19 protein-coding genes are annotated in these 22,677 nt (G+C 42.5%); all 19 read left to right on the plus strand.

Translation table 11 applies throughout. The features are described 5' to 3' along the window. Nucleotide 1: 1 nt before the first annotated feature. The 19 genes from KV40_RS06165 (at nt 2) to KV40_RS06255 (ending at nt 22,674) form a co-directional block, all read left to right on the plus strand. A complete protein-coding gene (locus KV40_RS06165) occupies nt 2–1,009 on the plus strand; it encodes a hypothetical protein (RefSeq protein WP_036478989.1) in 1,008 nt (335 codons plus the stop codon). Between the two features lie 28 nt (nt 1,010–1,037). Next, nucleotides 1,038–1,913, plus strand: a complete 876-nt coding sequence (locus KV40_RS06170; RefSeq protein ID WP_036478991.1) for a sulfotransferase family 2 domain-containing protein — start codon at nt 1,038–1,040, stop codon at nt 1,911–1,913. Between the two features lie 50 nt (nt 1,914–1,963). Beyond that, the gene (locus KV40_RS06175; protein WP_036478993.1) at nt 1,964–2,821 is read left to right on the plus strand and encodes a sulfotransferase domain-containing protein; all 858 of its coding nucleotides are present in this window, start codon (nt 1,964–1,966) and stop codon (nt 2,819–2,821) included. Nucleotides 2,822–2,828: 7 nt separating this feature from the next. Continuing rightward, entirely contained in the window at nt 2,829–4,013 is a 1,185-nt protein-coding gene (locus KV40_RS06180) for a glycosyltransferase (protein ID WP_036478995.1), read from the plus strand. Between the two features lie 21 nt (nt 4,014–4,034). Continuing rightward, a complete protein-coding gene (locus KV40_RS06185) occupies nt 4,035–4,919 on the plus strand; it encodes a glycosyltransferase family 2 protein (protein ID WP_216595546.1) in 885 nt (294 codons plus the stop codon). Nucleotides 4,920–4,947: 28 nt separating this feature from the next. Beyond that, complete coding sequence (locus tag KV40_RS06190; RefSeq protein ID WP_036478998.1) at nt 4,948–6,594, plus strand: GMC oxidoreductase; 1,647 nt, start codon at nt 4,948–4,950, stop codon at nt 6,592–6,594. Then, nucleotides 6,569–7,363, plus strand: a complete 795-nt coding sequence (locus KV40_RS37090) for a DapH/DapD/GlmU-related protein (protein ID WP_305727902.1) — start codon at nt 6,569–6,571, stop codon at nt 7,361–7,363. Before KV40_RS06190 ends, KV40_RS37090 begins: the two co-directional genes overlap by 26 nt. A gap of 13 nt (nt 7,364–7,376) precedes the next feature. Then, on the plus strand, nt 7,377–9,224 hold the full coding sequence (hepA, locus tag KV40_RS06200; protein WP_036479001.1) for a heterocyst formation ABC transporter subunit HepA: 1,848 nt from the start codon (nt 7,377–7,379) through the stop codon (nt 9,222–9,224). A 55-nt stretch (nt 9,225–9,279) separates the two neighbouring features. Next, on the plus strand, nt 9,280–9,729 hold the full coding sequence (pssD, locus tag KV40_RS06205) for a PssD/Cps14F family polysaccharide biosynthesis glycosyltransferase (RefSeq protein ID WP_036479004.1): 450 nt from the start codon (nt 9,280–9,282) through the stop codon (nt 9,727–9,729). A gap of 30 nt (nt 9,730–9,759) precedes the next feature. Further along, nucleotides 9,760–10,299, plus strand: coding sequence for a glycosyltransferase (locus KV40_RS06210; protein ID WP_036479007.1), 540 nt, complete (start codon nt 9,760–9,762; stop codon nt 10,297–10,299). Next, the gene (locus KV40_RS06215) at nt 10,292–11,020 is read left to right on the plus strand and encodes a DapH/DapD/GlmU-related protein (protein WP_081942784.1); all 729 of its coding nucleotides are present in this window, start codon (nt 10,292–10,294) and stop codon (nt 11,018–11,020) included. Before KV40_RS06210 ends, KV40_RS06215 begins: the two co-directional genes overlap by 8 nt. 466 nt (nt 11,021–11,486) lie before the next feature. Further along, nucleotides 11,487–12,455, plus strand: a complete 969-nt coding sequence (locus KV40_RS06220) for a glycosyltransferase family 2 protein (protein WP_036479009.1) — start codon at nt 11,487–11,489, stop codon at nt 12,453–12,455. 29 nt (nt 12,456–12,484) lie between these two features. After that, the gene (gene rfbF, locus KV40_RS06225) at nt 12,485–13,258 is read left to right on the plus strand and encodes a glucose-1-phosphate cytidylyltransferase (RefSeq protein WP_036479012.1); all 774 of its coding nucleotides are present in this window, start codon (nt 12,485–12,487) and stop codon (nt 13,256–13,258) included. Nucleotides 13,259–13,294: 36 nt separating this feature from the next. After that, the gene (gene lhgO, locus KV40_RS06230) at nt 13,295–14,524 is read left to right on the plus strand and encodes an L-2-hydroxyglutarate oxidase (protein ID WP_036479015.1); all 1,230 of its coding nucleotides are present in this window, start codon (nt 13,295–13,297) and stop codon (nt 14,522–14,524) included. Between the two features lie 20 nt (nt 14,525–14,544). Beyond that, nucleotides 14,545–15,621: an NAD(P)-dependent oxidoreductase gene (locus tag KV40_RS06235; protein WP_036479018.1), complete on the plus strand. Its 1,077-nt coding sequence runs from the start codon at nt 14,545–14,547 to the stop codon at nt 15,619–15,621. Between the two features lie 175 nt (nt 15,622–15,796). Beyond that, nucleotides 15,797–17,083, plus strand: a complete 1,287-nt coding sequence (locus KV40_RS06240; RefSeq protein ID WP_036479020.1) for a glycosyltransferase family 4 protein — start codon at nt 15,797–15,799, stop codon at nt 17,081–17,083. Nucleotides 17,084–17,093: 10 nt separating this feature from the next. Beyond that, nucleotides 17,094–17,966: a heparin lyase I family protein gene (locus KV40_RS06245; RefSeq protein ID WP_036479023.1), complete on the plus strand. Its 873-nt coding sequence runs from the start codon at nt 17,094–17,096 to the stop codon at nt 17,964–17,966. A gap of 35 nt (nt 17,967–18,001) precedes the next feature. After that, the gene (locus KV40_RS06250) at nt 18,002–20,308 is read left to right on the plus strand and encodes a YCF48-related protein (protein ID WP_036479026.1); all 2,307 of its coding nucleotides are present in this window, start codon (nt 18,002–18,004) and stop codon (nt 20,306–20,308) included. Between the two features lie 2 nt (nt 20,309–20,310). Continuing rightward, nucleotides 20,311–22,674 carry a YCF48-related protein gene (locus KV40_RS06255; protein WP_052055411.1) on the plus strand — a complete coding sequence of 788 codons (2,364 nt, stop codon included), beginning with the start codon at nt 20,311–20,313 and terminating at the stop codon, nt 22,672–22,674. The last annotated feature ends 3 nt before the right edge of the window (nt 22,675–22,677 follow it).

Raw genomic sequence — 22,677 nt, forward strand, 5'->3', positions numbered from 1 at the left:
TATGACTTACATCAAATACTTGCGCTCGGTCGGGACGGGATTTTTGTTTTGTCTGCTGGTCTATCTGGCAGCCATTTTTTATCAACTAGGAGTTCCAATTTCCGAGCAGAATAGCTCGATTCATCGAGTCTACACTTTTAAATCCGATTTGATTAGCTCTATAGACCGACCAAAACTACTAATAGTTTCTGGTTCTAACGCCAATGCAGGAATTAGCTGTGAAACAATTCAAGCAACAACTGGAGTTGCTTGTCTTAATGGTGGGGTTCATGCCGCCATCGGCTTGGACTATATGTTTGCTCGCGCTCGTTCTTGGCTCAATCCTGGCGATATGGTTTTACTCCCCCTAGAATACGAACACTATCTCAATGATGGTATTCCCAGCGATCGCTTTGTCGATCACGTTATCGCTCACGATCCGCAGTATTTGCGATCGCTAGATTTAGTTTCTCAAATTCGCTTTCTTGGAGGCATATCCTTTGAGCGTTTAACACAGGGAGTTATTGCCAGATCCACCAAACCAGAATACGGTCAGGGTAGAGCGATCGCTGCTGAGGAAGTCAATAAAAATACTTATGGAGACAACACACATCAGCTAGAAGCCGATCTAACTCCAGAATTGCGGGAAAAAATTGCCAATCTTCAGCCATTGCCAATTAAAGGCTATCTAAAGACAAGTTATGGTTTGAAAAATATCAAAAAATTTGTCGCTTGGTGCAGACAGAATAATATTCAAGTCTTGGCAACCTGGCCTAATACGGTTTGGTTTGAATCTTACCAACAACCAGAATCTCAAGCCTTTTTTCAGAGTATCGCCGACTTTTATCGCAGTTTAGATGTCCCCGTACTCGGTCAACCTCAAGAGGCAATGTACGATAAATCGATGTTTTATGACAGTATCTATCACCCCCACGACCGAGGTAAGCGACTGAGAACTGAAGAACTCATCCAATTACTCCAACCATATATAGACAGCTTTTTCTACTCCGAAATATCGACTAAAGAATAAATTTAATAGCTATATCTATAACCAGCACATGAACGGCAATACATTTTCTAATACTTCAGATAATGAAGTAATTATTTTTCAACATATACCTAAAACCGCAGGGACTACCCTGAGATACATCATTCAATATCAGTATTCACCAGGTGCCATTTGCGAACTTTACGGTGATGCTGGCTCTCATGCAGAAAGAATAGACAAACTCAAAAATTTATCAAAGTCCGAACGAGAAAAAATTAAAATTATTAACACTCATTTAGGCTTTGGCTTACACGAATTTTTGTCTCAGCCCTATACGTACATTACGTTTTTACGCGATCCAGTCGATCGCGTAATTTCAATGTATTATTACTATCAAAAAACTAATAATCCCCTATTTCAAAATCTATCGCTCCAAGAATTTGTCGAGTCTTATCCTGCCGTACAAAATGGCATGACCAAAAACTTTTCTGGAGTTACTTTAAAACGTCAGTTACTGCCACCAGAGAAGAAAGATACAGTTCCTTTTTCAGAAGAAAATTTAGCAATTGCCAAACAGAATTTGCAAAACCAGTTTAAATTTATTGGTATTTTGGAAAGATTTGACGAATCGGCAATTCTGTTAAAAAGAATACTAGGTTGGAAAATTCCTCTCCACGATCGCAGTAATGTTTCTCAACGGGCGAATAATATTCCCCAAGAAACTATGGCTACTATCGAGAGGCTAAATAAATTAGATATCGAGCTTTACGAATATGCCAAATTAGTTTTTGAAGAGACGATCGCCCGTCAAGATAGCTCTTTCCAGCAAGAGGTAACGCAATTTAAAACCGCCAACAATTCGGCGTTTGATAAACTCTACTTCAAACTAAAGACTAGCTACAATCGCGGCGTACACAGAATTTATAAAGAGTTAGTCAGATCGTAATTTTCTCTAGCCATTATATATAGATATTCTCAAATAAAATATTAAATAAAATGCCATTTCCTCCAGAAGTATATCTGATTGGCGCACAAAAAGCGGGAACGACAACTCTAGCACATTTACTTTCCCAACATCCCAATATTTGTGTCGCTAAAACCAAAGAACCTCACTTTTTTTCCACATATTGGCATAAAGGTTTGGCTTGGTACGAAACTCAATTTTCCAACCCTGAAAACGCCATTTGTCTTGATGCTTCAACGACTTATTCTATGGCTCCCCTGAGCGATAATAATTCGCGGCATAAATCTAGTAACTTAAAAGATGTTCCTCAGAGAATTTACTCGGTAAACCCTGACGCTAAGTTTATTTATCTCTTGAGAGAACCAGTAGCGAGAATTTATTCTGCCTATTGTTACTACATCATGAATGGTCGGGAGTATAAAGATTTTGATGATGCGATCGATAGTGAAGATTTTTATTTTGATGTTAGTAATTATTACCAACAGCTAGCACTTTGGTTGGAGTACTTTCCGCTAGATTCCTTTTTGTTTGTTTTGTTTGAGGACATGAAGCAAAATCCTCTAGAAACGGTCAAAAAATGTTGCAGATTTATCGGCGTAGATACCGAAGTACCAATAGATATTGGCGAACCCAAAAATAAGTCTAAACACGTTAATGCAGTCGGACGGAGAGCTAATAGAGTTTTTCGGGAATTAGATTATTCTGGTTTTGGCTATCTGGCTCCCTCTTTTCTTAGAAAATCGGTCGGTAAGCTGACAACCGATGACAGTAAAAGTTTTCCCAAACTCTCAGCAGCAAAACAAGCCCTCCTAAGAGAGCATTTCTTAGAAAGCAATCGTAAGTTAGAACTTCTAACTGGGTTGAATTTAGACCGATGGCGAACGAGTTAACTTTCTCATGCAAACTAATCCCCAAAAAATTAAAGTCTTACTCTACGGGAATATTTATCGAGACTATCGCTCTCAAATTTTAACTAAGTTTTTGTTTGATTCTGGGCAGCATATCTCGATAGTTTGTCCCGATTATTATCAAAATTCGAGACTGGCAAAAATTCCTGCAATCGATAAATTACTGGCGATTTTTTCGTTAGCAGAGCTTTGGTTAAAAGCACCTTTTACTGATGTAATTTACCTGCCGCCAATGAATAGTAGATTTATCAAAAGTGCGTTACTAGCGGCAAAGCTCTGGCAAAAACAGCTAATCGTAGAAATGTATATTTCGATTTACGATACTTTTGTTGGCGATCGCAAACTTTTAAAAGGCAAACAAATCGAACCCGATAGCAGACAAGCTAAGAGAATGCTGGAAAAAGACAGGCTTGCTCTAACTAAAGCTGACTACATCGTTCACACCTCTAGCCACGAACTTACTTACTGGGAAAAAATCTTCGATATTAATATCGATCGCGCTAAGGTTTTTATCGCACCCAACTGTAATGTTTCTAATTTAGTTCGCCATCAAAAGTTAGAGCGAGGAGTGTTTGAAATTTGCTGGTGGGGAACCTTTATTCCCCTACACGGATTGGACAATATCTTACAGGCACTAAAAATTTTAGCGGCGAACAATACCGAGTTTGTCTGCAATCTATTTGGTGTAGATAATGCTTTGTTTGCCAAATATACGGCAAAAATTCGCCAGTATGGATTAGAAGAGCGGGTTCGGTTACGAAAAGATTTGTCTTTTGCCGATGGTTCTTTGCCCAACTATTTAGTTGCTAATTGCGATTTGGCATTGGGCATTTTTGGCAATACCGATAAAGCATACAACGCCGTTCCCAACAAATTAATCGAAGCACTGTCGATGGGGATACCGACTCTAACCATGTCTGCTCCTGCTTTGCAAGAATTTTTCGATCCCCAAAGCGATCTCTGGACTTGCGAAGCTACCCCACAAGCGATCGCCGAGTCTATTAACAATATTATTAATGGTGATGCTGTAGCTGTGGACTGGGAACAAACTCGCCAAAAAGTGCTAAACACATTTAGCGTCAAGCGATATCGCGAGATTGTCGAGCGTGTTTTGGCAACTACAGCTAATAGTGAAACTTCAAAAGTCGAACAACAAGCCTTAGCAAGTTATTAACTGACGAATTTGGAGTAAATAATGAATAATTCTAGGATAGAACTGAGCGTAATTATTCCCTGCTTTAACGCTGCCGATACCATTGCCTATCAGCTTGAGGCTCTTGCCAGACAGCAATGGGATCGACCTTGGGAAGTAATTGTTTCTGATAACGGCTCGACCGATGGTTCGCAAGCGGTTGTCGAACAGTATCGAGATAAGCTACCCAATCTCAAGCTTGTCGATTCGTCCGATAAACGTGGGGCGGCACACGCTAGAAACGTAGGTGTTTTAGCTACTAGTGCCGATGCTCTGGCATTTTGTGATGCTGACGATGAAGTAGCTCCTGGCTGGGTATTAGCTATGGGTGAGGGACTGGCAATGTATGACTTTATTGCTTGCCGACGAGAATACCGAAAACTCAATGAATCCTGGACGCTCAAGTATCGAGTGCAAACTCAGCTAACTCAGCTTAACGGACTTCAAGAATTCAAACCTCCCTATTTGCCCCACGCATCGGGCAGCACCCTGGGAGTCAAACGCTCGGTTCATGAAGCTGTTGGGGGATTTGACAAAACCATGCTCTTTCTTGAAGATACCGACTATTGCTGGAAAATTCAACTAGCAGGCACCAAACTGCATTTCGTACCAGAGGCGGTAGTTCACTACCGCTTTCGTCATACATTGGCTGGTTTATACCACCAAGCTCGGCTTTGGGGAGAATACAGGGTGTTGCTATACACCAAATATCGCTCTCTGGGTATGCCTAAAGTTTCCTGGAAAACAGGAGTCAAAGGTTGGCTGGTCTTGTTGCGTAACTTGCCCCAAATTTTTTCTCGGAGCGATCGCGTTTCCTGGATACGTCTGTTAGCCAATCGCATAGGAAGATTATACGGTTCTTTGAAGTACCGAGTATTAGCACTATAAGTATTATTTTTATAACGAGGATTTATTTATGTTAATTGATGCCCGAACTTTACCAGAGGATACGGTTATCGAACAAGATATCTGTATTATTGGTGCTGGAGCAGCAGGAATCACCTTAGCGAGGGAATTTATCGATCGCTCGGAACAAGTCTGCCTCTTAGAAAGTGGAGGAATGGACTTTGACGAAGCTACCCAGTCTCTCTACGGCGATAAAAATATTGGTAACTCCTACTATCCCTTAAAAGAGACGCGAGCGCGTTACTTGGGAGGTTCGACCAATCTCTGGGGAGGCTGGAGCCGTCCTTTAGACGAAATTGATTTTGAAGACCGTCCCTGGATGCCTAATAGTGGTTGGTCTATTGCCAGAGACGAATTGGTGCCTTATTACCAACGCGCCCAACAAGTTTGTAACCTCGGTCCTTTCGAGTACGAACTCGATTATTGGCAAGATCGCTTCAAACAACGTCAATATCAGCCGTTGCCAACAACAGCAAAGGATATTACTACCTGTCTGTGGCAGATTATTCCACCTACTCACTTACGTTTCGGACAGGTTTTTAAAACCGAACTAGAACGGGCAAAAAACATCGATACCTATCTTTATGCTAATGTCGTTGACATCGAAACCAACGATACGGCTCAGTCGGTTACTAGATTGCGCGTTGCCACTCTAGAAGGTAAAAAATTCTGGATTGCGGCAAAAGCTTTTGTTCTAGCCACTGGCGGTATCGAAAATCCTCGCTTGCTTTTAGCAGCCAATAAAGTTCAAAACACGGGATTGGGCAATCAATACGATCGGGTGGGAAGATATTTTATGGAGCATCCCTATATAATATCTGGTCGGGTGCGGCTGTTCGAGCCACTGCCTTTATACACTCAGAAAAACTTCCAGCTTGGCGAGATGTTTATGGGTGTTGGCTTGGGACTTACCAAAGAAGTTCAAAAACGCGAGCAACTGCTTAACTTTGGTGCCAGACTGCTGCCCCTGCAAGAAGAATGGGTAGAATCATTTAACCGCTTGCGGGGTCGCCAGAAAAAAGGACATAAAGCCTTCCCTACCATTCACGAAGGTCGTAAGTACGGCAGAGAAGAAGTATCCGTGTTAGAAGATGCGCTCAAAGTGATGACCAATCTCGATCGCATTGCCCTTAAAGCTTATGAAAAACTATCTAAAAGTAAAATTACTGCCCTGACTTACGATACGCATCTCATCGCCGAACAAGCTCCCAATCCCGATAGCCGCGTTACTCTCAGTTCCGAACGCGATCGCCTGGGTCTGAATCGCGCTAAGCTCGATTGGCGTTTGACTCCTTTAGATAAGCATACCATCAAGCGATCGCAGGAAATAATTACTGGGGAAATAGAGCGTCTGGGACTGGGTAAAGCCACCCTCGAACTCACCGATGAGTCTTCCTGGCAACACTTAACGGGTTCCTACCATCACATGGGTACTACCCGCATGGATAACAATCCCAGACATGGTGTGGTAAACGAAAACTGTCGAGTTCACGGCGTTAGCAATCTTTATGTAGCTGGAAGTTCAGTTTTTCCCACTAGCGGTCTTTCTAACCCGACACTGACTATTATTGCTCTATCTATTCGCCTTGCCGACTATCTTAAAACCAGCGGCATCGAAGATCGAAGGGGTTATGTCGAATCGACAATATCTGCTTAGTCGAGATGAGAATATTTTTAGTACTGCTATATTTACAATGATTAAATCTCTGGCGTGGCAACGTCTCTGGAATCGTTTCTGGCAAACTAAGCAGTCGGTAGGCATCAAGGGTATCTGTTCGACTGCCTGGGCTTTTTTTTGGATGCGTTGTGCGAGATGGGGTTATAGCGAACGTTTTGCTACTTGGATTGCCACGTGGTTTGCTCCACCCTATAAGAAACGCCGTCCTTTAGCAAAGTACAATGCTAGAGGCTACATCGCACCGAGCGCGAATCTCGATCGCTCTAGTTTGCAGCGTGGAGCCAACGTTTTCTTAGGTGAGCGCGTCAGTATCTCCCAAGAGCCTACTGGCGGCTCTATCAAGTTAGGAGATCGGGTTCACCTCCATAACGATACTGTTTTACATACTAAAGATGGCGGAAAACTTGTTATTGGTAAAGATACTCACATTCAACCAGGATGCCAGCTTGTGGCATCCCAAGGTACGATTAACATTGGTTCTAGAGTCCAAATTGCCCCAAATTGCAGTTTGAATTCTCATCCCGACCATCAACAGAGTTATCAACTAAAATCTTTAGCTATATCCGATATTAATATTAAAGACGACGTTTGGATCGGTCATGGGGTCACAGTTTTGGCTGGAGTAACCATCGGCGCGGGTGCTGTTATTGGCTCTGGGTCGGTGGTTACTCAAGATATTCCTGCTGGCGCGATCGCTATCGGAATGCCAGCCCGCTCGGTCAAAATGCGTACTTCCTCCCATATTTAAACAAACTAAATTAATGCGTAATTATAAATCTTGGTTGCGTCGCTTGCTAAAGGCGACCAACTTTTGGCATGAAAATTATTTTTTGCTGCGAGAGTTCAAACATTTTCGGCACATTATAGTGCTGGCAGTTGTATTTTCCCTCTTAGCAGCTGCTTTTGAAGGATTTGGTATCGGTTTTATCCTTTCCTTTCTCAAAAGCTTTACCGAACCAAATGCCGAACCGATTCAGACGGGCATACAGTGGATCGATACCACAATTTTGGGAGTCGATCTACCGCCTATAGAACGACTCTATCGCACGTCGGGCTTAATTTTACTCGTTACTTTGTGTCGCGTGGCTTTTTCTTATTTTGGGCAGCTTTATAGCTATATCGCTCAAGTTGAGTTGGCATATCGAATTCGGTTACGAGTCTTCGAGCAGTTACAGTCTCTATCCCTGGCATACTTTAATAGTGTTCGTTCGGGTAATTTAATTAATAGCCTAACTACAGAAATTGCCAGTCTGATGCAGGCTTTGAATATTGTCTCGGTATTTTTGATTCGCGGTTGTACCTTACTGGTATTGATGGGTTCGCTGTTTATGCTCTCTTGGCAATTGACGATTATTTCGGGGCTGCTGTTTGTCTTACTGGCAGTAGGACTATCGACTCTGCTGCGACGAGTAAGAGAAGCTAGTTTTGCAATTACCAGAGCCAATAATCGATTTGCTTCGGTGTCTTTAGAATTTATTAATGGTATTCGTACCGTTAATATTTTTGCCGCTAAAGATTACGAACGCCAGCGATTTTACCGCGCTAGCAAAGGAGTCTTAGCAGCATCCAATCAAACCAGAGCCATTCAAGCACTAATCGAACCTGTCTCAGAGGGAGGAGGAACGATTATGCTCCTATGTATTTTGATAGTAGGCTTTGCTTATCTCATACCTCAAGGACTTCTAGAATCTGCTTCATTTTTTACTTTCCTCTTTGTTTTACTGAGGGTTATTCCCATCGTCCGTACTCTCAATGGCGTTCGCGCTAACTTGAGTAAGTGTTCGGGACCGATCGATAATATTCGCGAGTTACTGAGCAAAAAAGATAAACCTTACTTAACCAATGGACAGATTCAATTTAGCAAACTGCGCCAGGGAATCGAACTTGTCAATCTTGATTTTGGCTACGAACCAGACAAACCAGTCTTACACGATTTGTCACTAAATATTACTAGAGGTAAAACCGTAGCTTTGGTAGGTTCTTCTGGTGCTGGTAAGTCTACTATTGCCGATTTAATTACCAGATTTTACGACCCTACTAGAGGAAAAATTACTATTGATGGCATCGAACTTTCTAAATTTGACATTGATTCTCTGCGCCGCAAAATAGCAGTAGTCAGCCAGGATACATTTATCTTTAATACTTCAGTTCGGGACAATATTGCTTACGGTCTAACGGATGTCTCGGAAGCCAGAATCATAGAAGCAGCCCGACGCGCTAACGCCTGGAAGTTTATTCAAAAGTTACCCCAAGGTTTGGATACTCAACTAGGCGATCGTGGCGTTCTGCTTTCAGGCGGTCAACGTCAACGGCTGGCGATCGCCAGAGCTTTACTGAGAAATCCTGAAATTTTAATTCTCGACGAAGCCACCAGTGCCTTAGATTCAATATCCGAACGTTTAATTCAACAGTCTTTAGAACAACTTGCTGCTGGTAGAACGGTAATTGCTATTGCCCATCGGCTTTCGACAATTATGAGAGCCGACAAAGTGGTGGTATTAGAACAGGGACGCATCGTCGAACAGGGAACTTATCAGGAATTACTACAGCAGCGCGGTCAACTATGGCAATACCATCGCATGCAGCATGATGCCGAGTTGGCTGGCTAAAAACTTTTTTAATCACCTTATTACATCTAGTTAGATCGAGAATCAAAATTTATCTATGCGACTACTACTTATTTGTAATCCAGGAGGACACTTTTCTACCATGTTGGGTTTAAAAGAGTTCTGGTCGGCGCATTATCGAGAATGGGTTACATATCCCAAGTTCGATACCGAACGCTTGCGCGGAAAAGAAATCGTTCACTGGGTAATGATGCAGGAAGCCAGAATGTTAGGTAGAGCGGTGGTCAATTTTTTCCACGCTCTGCTTATTCTCTACCAGAGCAAACCAGACATGGTCATTTCTACTGGAGCGAGCTTAGCCGTACCGTTTATTTACGCCAGTAAAATTTTTGGCATCAAAACCGTATTTATTGAAAGCATATCGCGCTCTCAAGTTCTCAGCCTTAGTGGCAAATTAGTCTACTACGTCGTTGATGAATTTTACGTTCAATGGCCAGAATGTTTGGAACGTTACCCCAAAGCTAAATACAAAGGTTTAATTGCCTAATTACAAATTTAAAATCACGCTTAATTGACTATGATTGTCTTTACCTTAGGAACGATTGTTTTTCCCTTCGATCGCGCCGTTGATTGGCTAAATCGAATGCTGGAAGAAGAAATCATTACCGAACCAGTTTTATTTCAACACGGATCGACTTCGGTCGCTCGCATCCATCATCCCTTATTGACCACTGTTAAATCTCTTTCTAAAACCGAAATGATCGAGTCTGTAGGTCGAGCTTCGTTGGTAGTTGCCCATGCTGGTCAGGGTTCTACCAGAATGTTGGCAAAAATGGGTTCGTCTTTTGTCTTGCTGCCGCGACTAAAACGCTATGGCGAACACATAGACGACCATCAATTACTATTTGCCCAGGCAGTGGAAAAATTTGGTGTCAGTCACTGTACCGAATTTTCACGTTTGGTCGATTGCGTAAAAACACCACCCCGACCCATTGAAGGAGAGCTATTCAAAGCTCCTTCTCTAGCTAGGTACTTTTACGAAATTTACCAAGCTCCTCTTATTGCTTCTCAACAACATCCTGCCCTAAGTTTTGGTTCCGAACATTATTATGATTAGCTTACCTGAAACTACAACCTGGAAACGAGTACAAACTAAATGGCAAATTACTGGACTTAGAGGTCTATTTGCTACTGCCTGGATGTGGTTTTGGATGCGCTGGAGTCGCTGGGGCTATTTTGGCAAGCTTGCCACCCAAATTGCTACTTGGTCGGCTCCGCCATATTACGCTCGCCGCTGTCTGGCTCGCTATCATCCCCAAGGTTATATTGCTCCTGGCGCGACGCTCTATCATCAGTTACTCCAGTTAGGTACTAATGTGTTTATCGGCGATCGCACGACCATCTTTCAGGATCGCGATGGCGGCAAAGTTATCTTGGGCGATCGAGTCCATCTCTATGGCGATACCTACATTCAAACTGGCGACGAAGGTACGATAACTATCGGTGAAGATACTCATATTCAACCCCGTTGCCAATTTTCTGGTTACAAAGCACCAATTGAGATTGGAGCCAGAGTCCAAATTGCGCCAAACTGTGCTTTTTATCCCTACGCTCACGGTATCGAATTAGGACAGCCAATGCAGGATCAGCCTCTAACTACTAAAGGCGGCATCGTTATTGAAGATGATGTTTGGCTTGGTTATCGAGTCATCGTTCTCGATGGCGTACGTATTGGTGAAGGCGCGGTAATTGGAGCGGGTTCGGTAGTCACCAAAGATATTCCTGCTAGAGCGATCGCTGTAGGTAGTCCCGCTCGCGTTATTGATATGCGTCGCTAAAGTATTGGCATTGCATCATAATGAGATGATTGAGATTGAGCAGAAGAGCAGGGAGAGATCGACTGCGATTTAATCCGAACCATTCACGAATTTGTAACTATGCAACGCTCAAATATTGAGTAAGTAAACCTAATTAAACGTAAAACTAAGTCCTTAAATCACACCTATTTTATATTCGATTAAGTGGAGCTACTTAGTACCTTGGGCGATCGTTATAAAACGATCGAATATTTCTATAGTTTACTAGCAAAAATTTACTAGATCTTCACAGGTGAGCTATTAAAACCCACACTATTTTCATCAAATATAGGTATTAATTGATTTAAGGGCAAGATCTTGGCAAGAGAGGGAGTAGTTATAAGACAACTCAACGTTGAAAAAACACCCTGCTTGTAAATTGCTATTTATTAGCAGTTCACTTTTTGAATACAAACCTCTATTTACTTTTTACCAATTAGATAGAAACATGACCCAAAAACGACCCTTGGTTAGTGTTGGTATGCCCGTCTATAATGGCGAGCATTTTTTAGAAAATGCTTTAAATTCAATTCTGGCGCAAACCTTTAAAGATTTCGAGTTAATTATTTCTGATAATGGCTCSACTGACAAAACAGAAGCAATTTGCCGCCGCTATGCCAACGCCGACCGACGCATTCGCTATATCCGTAACGAAGAAAACCTGGGTGCTGGGTGGAATTTCGACCGAGTTGCCGAGTTGGCTACGGGCAAGTACTTTAAATGGGCTTGCCATGACGATCTTTGCGCTCCAGAATTTCTGCAAAAATGTGTCGAAGTTTTAGAAACAGACCCAACCATGGTTTTAGCTTATGCTAAAACTTCGATTATTGACGAATCTGGGGCAGAAATAAAAAAATATGAAGATGGATTTCACTTAACTTCTGACCAACCCGTCGAACGATTTAAAGCCTATCATCACCTAGTTCGTTACGGTAATCTATGTCATCCTTTTCATGGCACGATCCGAAGGGAGGTTTTAACAAAATTATTGCCTTTAGGAAGCTATCCTTCTTCAGATTTGATTTTGCTGGGAAAACTAGTTCTTTACGGCAAATTTTATGAAATTCCCGATTATTTGTTTTGTAAACGCGATCATCCTGCAATCTCTGTCAGGGCACACCGTGCCTTTCACGAACGTATTGCCTGGTATGACCCAACCAAAAAAGGCAAGCTACACCTAACTAGATGGAAGTGGTTTGAAGAGTATATCTCTGCTATTCGTACCGCGCCTCTCACTTGGCAAGAAAAAACCAAATGCTATAGACAAATGCTGCAATGGCTGGTTTGGAATAGCGTCTGGTTGACCAAAGATTTGCTTAAAGCTATTGCTTGGCCTTTTGTCAAGCTGTTCCTCAGTAGGCAGTTGCAATTTAAACTGCCAAAAAGCCCCGTATCAGTAAAAGCAAATAATCAATAACTATAAATAATTTATTAGGAGTAATACTAATGAAAGCAGTAATACTAGCTGGTGGATTGGGAACTCGTTTGAGTGAAGAAACTAGCGTTCGACCCAAACCAATGGTAGAAATTGGCGGTATGCCAATTCTCTGGCACATTATGAAAATCTATTCCACTCACGGAATCAATGATTTTATTATCTGCTGTGGCTATAAAGGCTATGTAATTAAAGAATATTTTGCCAATTATTTTCTGCATCGTTCTGATGTTACCTTTGATATGCGGTTCAATCAGATGAACGTACACAATGGTAATGCCGAACCCTGGCGAGTTACCCTTGTCGATACGGGAGAGCATACTATGACTGGGGGACGTTTAAAAAGAGTTAGAGAACACGTTGGTACTGAAACTTTCTGCTTTACCTATGGAGACGGAGTCGGTAATGTTGACATTACCAAGCTTATTGCTTTCCACAATCAGCAGGGAACTATGGCAACTCTTACCGCAACCCAACCACCAGGACGCTTTGGAGCGATTTTGCTAGGGCAAGAACAAACCAAAATTACCAGCTTTCAGGAAAAACCCGAAGGCGATGGTGCCTGGATCAACGGCGGTTATTTTGTCCTCGAACCAGAAGTAATTGACTTTATTGAAAATGATTCTACGGTTTGGGAACAAGAACCCTTAAAGAAACTCGCTCATCTAGAACAACTATCTGCTTTTAAACACGATGGTTTCTGGCAGCCAATGGACACTTTGCGAGATAAACGCAACCTGGAAAAAATGTGGCAAAGCGGTAATGCACCCTGGAAAATTTGGTAATTAATTATTAATCGAACAATAGACTAATTTAGATTTATGTATGATTTTGTAATTGTTGGTGGCGGCATCGTCGGTCTTTCTACGGCAATGGCTTTGGGCGAAACCTATCCTCAAGCAAAAATTGCTGTTTTAGAAAAAGAGTCACAGTGGGCATTTCACCAAACAGGACATAACAGTGGAGTAATTCATTCGGGGATTTACTACAAACCAGGTGGATTTAAGGCTCGGTTTTGCCGTGCGGGTAATCAATCGATGGTGGGATTTTGCCAGAAACATGACATTAATTACAATATTTGCGGCAAAGTTATCGTAGCTGTAGAAGAATCAGAGTTACCTTTACTAGAAAACCTCTACCAACGGGGTTTGCAAAACGGTATGAAGGTCAGCAAGATTAGTGCTGAGGAAGTAAGAGAAATCGAACCTCATGTACGCTGTCTTGCTGGTTTGCGCGTACCCAGTACGGGTATCGTTGACTATCAAAAAGTCGCTCAAAAGTATGCCGAACTGATCGAACTTCAAGGAGGAGAACTTCATCTCAATACCAAAGTCGTTAAGATCGTCAATACTAACAACGATACTCAAGTAATCGAAACCACACAAGGAAATTTTGAAACTCGATTTACTATTAACTGTGCTGGCTTGTATAGCGATCGCATCGCCAAACTAGCTAAAGCCAAACCTCAAGCTAAAATTGTTCCTTTTCGTGGGGAATACTACGAACTCACCCCAGAAAAACGCTACTTAGTTAAAACCCTAATTTATCCCGTACCCAATCCCGCTTTTCCTTTCCTGGGAGTTCACTTTACCAAGATGATCGACGGTACCGTTCACGCAGGACCAAATGCAGTCTTGAGTCTCAAACGGGAAGGCTATCACAAAACCGATTTCAATCTGCGCGACTTTGCCGAAGTAATGACCTATCCAGGCTTCTGGAAATTAGCCGCCAAGTACAGTGAAGATGGCATTCAGGAAATTATTCGCTCTTTTAGCAAAGCGGCATTTGTTCGTAGTTTGCAAAGATTAATTCCCGAAGTGCAAGCAGAAGACTTAGTTCCTACCCATGCAGGGGTTCGCGCCCAAGCACTGATGAACGATGGCAAACTCGTCGATGATTTTTCTATCGTTCAAAGCGATAACTCTATTCACGTTTGTAATGCCCCTTCTCCTGCTGCCACTTCTTCTATAGAAATTGGCAAAGCAATTGTCAACCAAATGCCCGCATTTTCCCATTTACAAACCAATCTACAAACCTCATTAAAAGTATAAAGTTTATTTAGAGTATCATCATGAAAATATTAGTTACTGGAACAGAAGGATATCTTGGCTCTCTTTTAGCTCCCCTATTAATGAAGCAAGGACACGAAGTTGTTGGGGTCGATACTGGATTTTATAAAGTTGGCTGGCTGTATAACGGCTCTCAACTAACCCCCAAAACTTTGAATAAAGATATCCGTCATATTACTGCGGAAGACTTACAGGGTGTTGATGCGGTAGTTCACATGGCAGAACTTTCTAACGACCCCGCAGGTCAACTAGCTCCTCATATTACCTACGAAATCAATCACAAAGGCTCCGTAAGACTGGCTGAACTTGCCAAAGAGGTAGGAATAGAACGCTTTGTCTATATGTCTTCCTGTAGCGTTTACGGCGTTGCTACCGAAGATTACGTTACCGAAGAATCATCTCTCAACCCCCAAACCGACTATGCTAAATGCAAAACTTTAGTCGAACGAGATGTCAAACCTCTAGCCGACGATAACTTTTCACCTACCTTTATGCGTAATGCTACCGCTTATGGTGCTTCACCTCGGATGCGTTTTGATATCGTCTTAAATAACCTATCGGGATTGGCTTGGACGACCAAACAAATCAAGATGACCAGCGACGGTACTCCCTGGCGACCCTTGGTTCACGGCTTGGATATCTGCAAAGCGATTTTATGCACCTTGGAAGCACCAAGAGATTTAGTTCACAATCAGGTTTTCAACGTGGGAGACACCTCTCACAACTACCAAATCAAAGAAGTTGCCGAGACAATTGCTGAAGTCTTTGTCGGATGTCAACTCAGCTTTGGTCAAAGCGATGGCGACAACCGTAGCTACCGCGTTTCCTTTGAAAAAATTAATAGCCAACTACCTGGCTTTAAATGTGACTGGAATGCACGACTCGGTGCCGAGCAGTTGTATAACGTGTTTACTCAAATAGACATGACGGCAGAAACTTTTACTTCTAGAGGCTTTACTCGCTTAAAACAGCTAGAGTATTTAATTCGCACCAATCAGATCGATCGCAACTTCTTCTGGAGTCAGCCATCGCCAGTAGCAAAAACAGCCGAAGTTCAAAAAGAACCAGCGGTTGTTTAAAAAAATAGGTAATGGGTAATAGGTAATCTCTTGAAGAAAGAGCGGTAAGCTCGATAGAGAGTTGCTCGGTACCTACAAAATACCCATTACTCATTACTTATTACCCAAAAAAACTCGCTACTAACTACTTTGCAATTCAAGTAAAAGTTTTCACAATAAAAAAATTACACTGCCCATGAAAGTCGTTCACCTTTGGAAAAGTGACTCTAGTTTTCGGGGTGGTGGCGGAGCAATTTCGATGCACCGTCTCCATTCTGGTTTGAGAACCGCAGGCATTGATTCCAAAATATTATGTAAGATTAAAACTACTCAATCTCCTAATGTTGAAGTCCTGCAAAAAGGTTCTCTGGCTAGAGTTACAGATAAATTACTCGAACAGTTTACTTCTAGATTGGGTTTAAATGATGTTCATCAATTAAGCTCTTTCCAGATTAAACAGAATCCTACTTTTGCCAATGCAGATTTAGTACACTTTCATGGGATTCACGGTGGCTTTATCAACTATCTAGCTCTGCCAGCACTAACGGCAGATAAACCCGCTGTCTTTACTCTCAAAGATATGTGGATGCTTACGGGACACTGTGGTTATGCCTTTGATTGCGATCGCTGGCAAACGGGTTGTGGTAATTGTCCCTATTTAGAAACTCCGCCAGAAGTAACCAGAGATGCTACTGCCCTAGAGTGGAAGCTGAAAGATTGGATTTACGACCGACTAAATCTAACTCTGGTTTGTCCTAGCAAGTGGATCGCAGATCTTGCCGCTCAAAGTCCTCTAACCAATCGGTTCCCTATTCACCATATTCCTCACGGTATCAATACTGAAGTATTTCATCCCCTGAATGTCGAACAGTGCCGTTTGGAACTCAATCTACCTTTAGATAAAAAAGTGTTGATGTTTGCCTCGGTTCAGCTTAGTGACGAGCGCAAAGGCGGGGACTTATTAATTAAAGCACTGCAAAATTTACCGCCATCTCTTAAAGCCGAAACCGTACTCTTGGTTTTTGGTAAAGATGCTAAAGCTCTGGCTTCTACCGTCGGTATTGCCACCTACGACTTGGGCTATATCAACGAAGATCGCGCCAAAGTAGTAGCCTATTCGGCAGCCGATTTATTTCTCTTTCCTACCCGTGCTGACGTGTTTGGCTTGGTTTCTTTAGAAAGTCAGGCTTGTGGAACTCCAGTAATATCTTTTAACGTTGGTGGCGTTCCCGATCACGTTCGTCCTAAGATTACAGGTTACTTAGCACCACCAGAAGACGCTAAAGATTTCAGTAAGGGAATTGTCGAACTGCTAGAAGATGATGCTTTACGCCAGCAGATGAGTCAACAATGTCGGGCGATCGCCGAACGAGAATATTCTCTACCGCTATATGCCCAAAGACACATCAACCTATACGAACAGTTACTAGCTACTCAAAATTCAAACCTCAAAACTCAAGAGATGATTTTGGGACAAGCTTGAGGTATTATCTATGCGCATCTCTAAATTTCTGCTGTTTCCTCTAGCTATTGCTTTATTACCTGTAGGAAATTCCTCGACCGATTTAATCTTGAATCAGACATTTGATGAGGGAAAATACGAGTCTATTTACAGACAGTATCAAAATCATCAATGCAGCCAAGATCCAGAGTATTTAAATAACAGTTTGTTTAAGTTTGTCTCTTATCCCGTTCGTGGTGGCAAGTTGGCAATGCAGCACAATACCAAAAACTGTGACGAACGCAGCGAACTAGGAATTAATCCAGGTTTACTAAAAGCAGGAGAAGAATATTGGATCGGTTGGAGTTACTTTATTCCCGAAAACTTTAATCAGTCGCGATCGGGTAAACCAGACTATACCATCGTCCACCAAATGTTTTACGGAGCCTCCTTTCGCGATCAGCGTAGTGGGGAAACGTTATTTGAATGCAATCAAAAATCTACCAGAAATGGCAAACTGACCACTAGAGGCTCACCTGGAAGCCACATGAGCATTTCCCCTCAAGGCGATCGCTTTGAGTATGGTCTAACTTTCTACAAAGGCAGAGATAGTCAGGGAAGATATATTTTTGGCTGTAAAAATATTGCCATTCCAGCCAGACTCAATGAATGGGAAGACTTTGTCATGCACATCAAGCCTTCCTCCGATCCCCAGGAAGGATTTGTCAAAATTTGGCAAAATGGCAAGCTTTATGTTGACGAGAAGGTAGCACTACTTCGTCCTGGCGTAAACATTATGGGTGCCTGGAAAATTGGTATTTATGTGGGAGATCCAGGACATGGCGAACGTCTTTTATATACAGATGAGCTACGGGTAGGAAACAAAAATTCTTCTTTTAAGAAAGTCTCTCCTAAAGATTATTAATTATCGCTATATAACTAATTTTTATATATAAATCTATGAACTGGAAAAATTTACCTATTTTGCGTGTGGGTAAAGGTATTGGTGTTTTAGCACTGTCAATTCTAACTTTTACGTTGGTTAACGTAGAAGCTGGGTTGACCCACGTTCCTCACGATGTCGTCTTTGATGTAGAAGTCTCGCCTAATTACCAGCGCGATCGCACCGTATATCACTTAATTGATAGCGGCAACAAAATCTGGGGCAATGTGTTTAAGTCAGAAGATGGCGGTTCTAGCTGGCAGAGAATCGAGCGCGGTTTGGATAACAAACATTTATTATCTTCTTTGGATATTGCGGCTAGCTCTAGCAACACCCTCTATCTATCCACTATGGGCGATGGAATTTATAAGTCAGAAGACGGTGGAAATTCTTGGTTCAAAGTCAATCAGGGACTTAAAACTACTAACCTCAACTTAGTAGAAGTTTCGCCTCATTCTCCCGACCTAGTTTTGGCGGCTGGTACTAAAGCAGGATTATACAAAACTAGCGATGGCGGAGAGAGTTGGCATCAAGTACTAGATGGCGATAGCCCAATTTTAGCAATTGCTTTTGCTACCAACAGTCAAGACAACATTGCCATTGCTGACAGTCGAGGTAATATCTATCTTTCTGGCGATGGAGGTGAAACTTGGCAACTAAAATATACCCTGCAAGATGCGGGAATGGTTACGGCGATTACTTTTTCTCCTAACTTTGCTACCGACAGCACTTTGTTTGTCGGCACCGAACGCCAAGGGGTGTTTAAAACCAGCGACGGTGGCAACTCTTTTGCTGCGGTAAATCGAGGTTTATCCGACCTTTCCGTTGTCTCTCTCAACCTTTCGCCTAACTTCGGCACAGATTCTACTTTGGTAGCTGCTACCTGGTACGAAGGTGTATTTACTTCTAATGATGGCGGTAACACCTGGAAGAAAACCAGCAGTGGTCTGAAGAAAACTCCTCAGGCAGATAAATATCACGAACCCAACTTTCAACAGCTAAGCATTTCCCCTACCTTCGAGAGAGATAGCACGATTTTTGTTAGTGGCTTTGACGGACTGTTTAAAACTACTGATGGCGGGAGCAATTGGCAAGATGTACGTGTTGCGGACTCTGGAGTTAATAAAATTAAAAAGCTGGCAATATCGCCCAACTACGAAGTTGACTCTACTGTGGCGGTAGCAACCTATTATCAAGGAGCCTATCTCAGTCAGGATCGAGGTAACAACTGGACGGCGATCGATGGCGGTCTTAAAGAGCCTTCCCTACTCAAAGAAAATTTACTCACCAACGTTCTGACTTTAAGCTTTTCTCCCAACTATAGTAATGACAACACGATCTTTGTTTGTGCTACGGGTAGCTTTTACAAATCGACCGATCGCGGTAAACACTGGCAACATCTAAAGTTACCTCAAACTTTGAATGCCGACCAGTACATGGTTGTCTCACCCAATTATGCGAGCGATCGCACCATTTATCTGTTTAATATCAGAGGCGGTGTTTTAAGGTCTACTGACGGCGGCGAAAGCTTCTCAGAAATTGGTAACATAGGCAATCCCGCGGCATATATTCCTTCTTTAGCGATCTCGCCAGATTTTGCTAGCGATCGCACGATTTATGTCGGTGGCTTTCCTGGTGGGGTATATAAAACTACCGATGGCGGCAGTACTTGGAATCTTGCTAGCGACGGCATTGAAGCTAAAGAAGCTTACCTCGCCCTAGCCATTTCACCAAATTACCAGGTAGATCGCACCATTTTAGCAGGTACGAGCGAGGGCATCTTTAAAACTACCGATGCTGCCCAAAGCTGGGAAAAATTAGCAGGAACTGCCTACGGTGGAGATGGCTACATCGATGAAATTGCTATCTCGTCCGATTATCAACACGATGCAACGGCGATCGCTAGCGTCAGAGGTAAAGGACTGTTTATAACCGAAGATGGCGGTGAAACTTTTACTCAAATCGATGACTATGTTACAGGACCGTTGGAATTTTCCCCCAACTATGCCAGCGATCGCACTATCTATACCTCTTCGGAAAATCAACTCTTTCAATCTACCGATAGCGGTCGAACCTGGAACGCAATTGAAATTCCAACCAGACAAAACAATTTTGTTATCAACTATCTCACCTATATATATCTGCGTCTGAGCGAATCACCCCTACTAAAATTTATTGCTGCTGTTTTAGCAGCTTTAGTTAGTTATCTACTCTTGGGATATTTCCGCTTAGAAAAAAGATTGCGGATGAGAAAGGGGCTAGTTAGATCGGCTAGTACCCTTGCCGTGTTTATGGGAGTATTTATTTTCCTATCTATCTACTGATTATGTTTTTACCGCAATTTAATTGGTTAAAAGTTACTATTTTAAGTTTGCTTTTAACTGTGGCAACTTTTGGCTTTAATGTCCGAACTGCTCTGGCACACTATCCCCACGATGATATTTTTGCTGTAGAAATATCTCCTAACTATCAGCAAGACCGCACTTTATTTACTAATGTGCGCGGCAACTTATTGAAGTCACAAGATGGGGGCGATAGCTGGCAAACAATAGTCAACGGTTTAGATTATCGACATCAATTGTCTTCTCTAGCTATTGCTACTTCCTCACCCAAAGTTTTGTTTTTATCTACTTCAGGCGACGGGATCTACAAATCTGAAGATGAAGGTAATTCCTGGTTTAAAGTCGATCGAGGTTTGGACAACCTAAATATTGAGTTAGTTGCGATCGCGCCTGATGCTGTCGATCTCGTCTTAGCCACAGGAACGGAAAGGGGACTTTACAAAACTGACAATGGCGGCGCGAGTTGGGAATCTTTAACAGTAGGTAATCAGAATAAAATTACCGCTCTAGCTTTTGCCCCCCACCAGTCAGAGAGTGTCATCGTCGGTGACGAACTAGGACAACTCTACCTTTCTAAAGATAGCGGGGAAAACTGGCAGCAACTTACCAGCTTAAAAGATAGTGGCGCAATTAACACTATAGCCATTTCCCCCAATTTTGCTACAGATGGTATTTTTTGGTTGGGAACCGAAGATCGGGGAATTTTTAAGACAGTCGATGGCGGTGTTTTCTTTACGCCAGCCAATCAAGGTCTTAAAGATAGTACGATTATGTCTTTGGCGGTCGCTCCTGACTCCGAAACGACTCTGCTGGCTTCTACCTGGCATCAAGGGGTGTTTCGCTCTAATGATGGTGGTAAGAGTTGGCAACAATCTAGTAAGGGTTTGACTACCGACGCTCAAGCAGACCGCCCTGGTTTTAATCGCCCTCACTTTAGCGACCTGAGTGTTTCTCAAACCTTTAACCAAGATCGAACCGTTTTCGCTGCTGGTTTTGATGGTTTATTTAAATCGACCGATGGCGGGCGAGTATGGCAAGAGCTAAGTACCTTGTCGCCAAATATTATCGTCGGGTTGGATATCTCCCCCGACTACCAACATGACTCTACCATTGCTGTAACTACCTATTTAGGAGGAGCTTACCTTAGTGGCGATCGCGGCGATACCTGGACGACTATCAACAAAGGTTTGGAAAAAGATAGTTATCTCAAACGAACTGCTAAAAGAATTGCTGGAGATAACTATGTAGCGAGATTGTTCGGTTTAGAATTTTCTCCCAACTATAGTCAAGACAAAACTTTATTTTCACCATCCTGGACTTACTTCTTAAAGTCTACAGATCGGGGAGAAAACTGGCAAAAACTGACCCAACCTAATAAACCAAAACCCTTTAATCGACCGACCAAATATTCAGTTGCTGTTTCTCCTAACTTCGCTGCCGACCGAACTATTTACCTCGGTTCGATGCAGGGTTCGGGACAAGATGCAATTCTGCGCTCTACCGATGGCGGTCGTAGCTTCTCTGTAGTAGGAAATATCGAAGGCAAACCAGTAGCTTATTTGGTTATCTCACCCGATTTTGCTACAGATAAAACTTTGTATGCAGGTACTGTAAATGGTGTCTACAAAACTGTAGATACTGGTTCTAACTGGCAATTAGTAAGCCAAGGTATTCCCTCAAGTCAGGATATTATCAAGCTCGCTATCTCTCCCAATTACCAAAGCGATCGCACTGTTGTTGCTGGTACGACTGAAGGTCTTTTTATCACCAAAGACGGGGCAACTAGCTGGACTCAATTACCACTTACTGATGGCAGCCAAGATTACATAGAAGCAGTAGCCATCTCGCCCAATTACGGGCGCGATCGCACTTTAATTATCAACGTCAGAGGTAAGGGATTATTTAAAACCGCAGACGGAGGAACGACTTTCGAGCGAGTAGGCGCAGATTTAGCGCGAGGCAATCGTTCACTGGCAAATATGGATGGTTTTTGGCCCCCCGTAGTACCAATTCAATTTTCACCTAACTACGAACGCGATCGCACGATTTATGGCGTAGCGGAAGCCAAACTATTCAGATCGACAGACGGTGGTAATACCTGGACAGATTTACCACTACCCCAACCGCAAGCAAGTAGCGCGATCGATTCTCTAACCTATAACTATTTTCGTTTGACTGTCTCTCCCGCATTCAAATTTTTAGCTGCTGCCATAGTGGCTTTACTGGGATATCTAGTTTTGGGACGCTTGCGCTTAGAAAAAAAATTACCCTTTAGACGAATTCAGATTAGAGCGGGGGGTGTATTTATAACTTTTGTCGCTATGTTAATGCTCTTATCTGCCTATTAAATC

It is taken from the genome of Myxosarcina sp. GI1 (assembly GCF_000756305.1).
Taxonomy (GTDB): Bacteria; Cyanobacteriota; Cyanobacteriia; order Cyanobacteriales; family Xenococcaceae; genus Myxosarcina.

Coding starts and splice junctions, on each gene's coding strand:
- KV40_RS06165 (WP_036478989.1), top strand. CDS start 2: ATGACTTACATCAAATACTTGCGCTCGGTCGGGACGGGATTTTTGTTT.
- KV40_RS06170 (WP_036478991.1), top strand. CDS start 1,038: ATGAACGGCAATACATTTTCTAATACTTCAGATAATGAAGTAATTATT.
- KV40_RS06175 (WP_036478993.1), top strand. CDS start 1,964: ATGCCATTTCCTCCAGAAGTATATCTGATTGGCGCACAAAAAGCGGGA.
- KV40_RS06180 (WP_036478995.1), top strand. CDS start 2,829: ATGCAAACTAATCCCCAAAAAATTAAAGTCTTACTCTACGGGAATATT.
- KV40_RS06185 (WP_216595546.1), top strand. CDS start 4,035: ATGAATAATTCTAGGATAGAACTGAGCGTAATTATTCCCTGCTTTAAC.
- KV40_RS06190 (WP_036478998.1), top strand. CDS start 4,948: ATGTTAATTGATGCCCGAACTTTACCAGAGGATACGGTTATCGAACAA.
- KV40_RS37090 (WP_305727902.1), top strand. CDS start 6,569: ATGTCGAATCGACAATATCTGCTTAGTCGAGATGAGAATATTTTTAGT.
- hepA (WP_036479001.1), top strand. CDS start 7,377: ATGCGTAATTATAAATCTTGGTTGCGTCGCTTGCTAAAGGCGACCAAC.
- pssD (WP_036479004.1), top strand. CDS start 9,280: ATGCGACTACTACTTATTTGTAATCCAGGAGGACACTTTTCTACCATG.
- KV40_RS06210 (WP_036479007.1), top strand. CDS start 9,760: ATGATTGTCTTTACCTTAGGAACGATTGTTTTTCCCTTCGATCGCGCC.
- KV40_RS06215 (WP_081942784.1), top strand. CDS start 10,292: ATGATTAGCTTACCTGAAACTACAACCTGGAAACGAGTACAAACTAAA.
- rfbF (WP_036479012.1), top strand. CDS start 12,485: ATGAAAGCAGTAATACTAGCTGGTGGATTGGGAACTCGTTTGAGTGAA.
- lhgO (WP_036479015.1), top strand. CDS start 13,295: ATGTATGATTTTGTAATTGTTGGTGGCGGCATCGTCGGTCTTTCTACG.
- KV40_RS06235 (WP_036479018.1), top strand. CDS start 14,545: ATGAAAATATTAGTTACTGGAACAGAAGGATATCTTGGCTCTCTTTTA.
- KV40_RS06240 (WP_036479020.1), top strand. CDS start 15,797: ATGAAAGTCGTTCACCTTTGGAAAAGTGACTCTAGTTTTCGGGGTGGT.
- KV40_RS06245 (WP_036479023.1), top strand. CDS start 17,094: ATGCGCATCTCTAAATTTCTGCTGTTTCCTCTAGCTATTGCTTTATTA.
- KV40_RS06250 (WP_036479026.1), top strand. CDS start 18,002: ATGAACTGGAAAAATTTACCTATTTTGCGTGTGGGTAAAGGTATTGGT.
- KV40_RS06255 (WP_052055411.1), top strand. CDS start 20,311: ATGTTTTTACCGCAATTTAATTGGTTAAAAGTTACTATTTTAAGTTTG.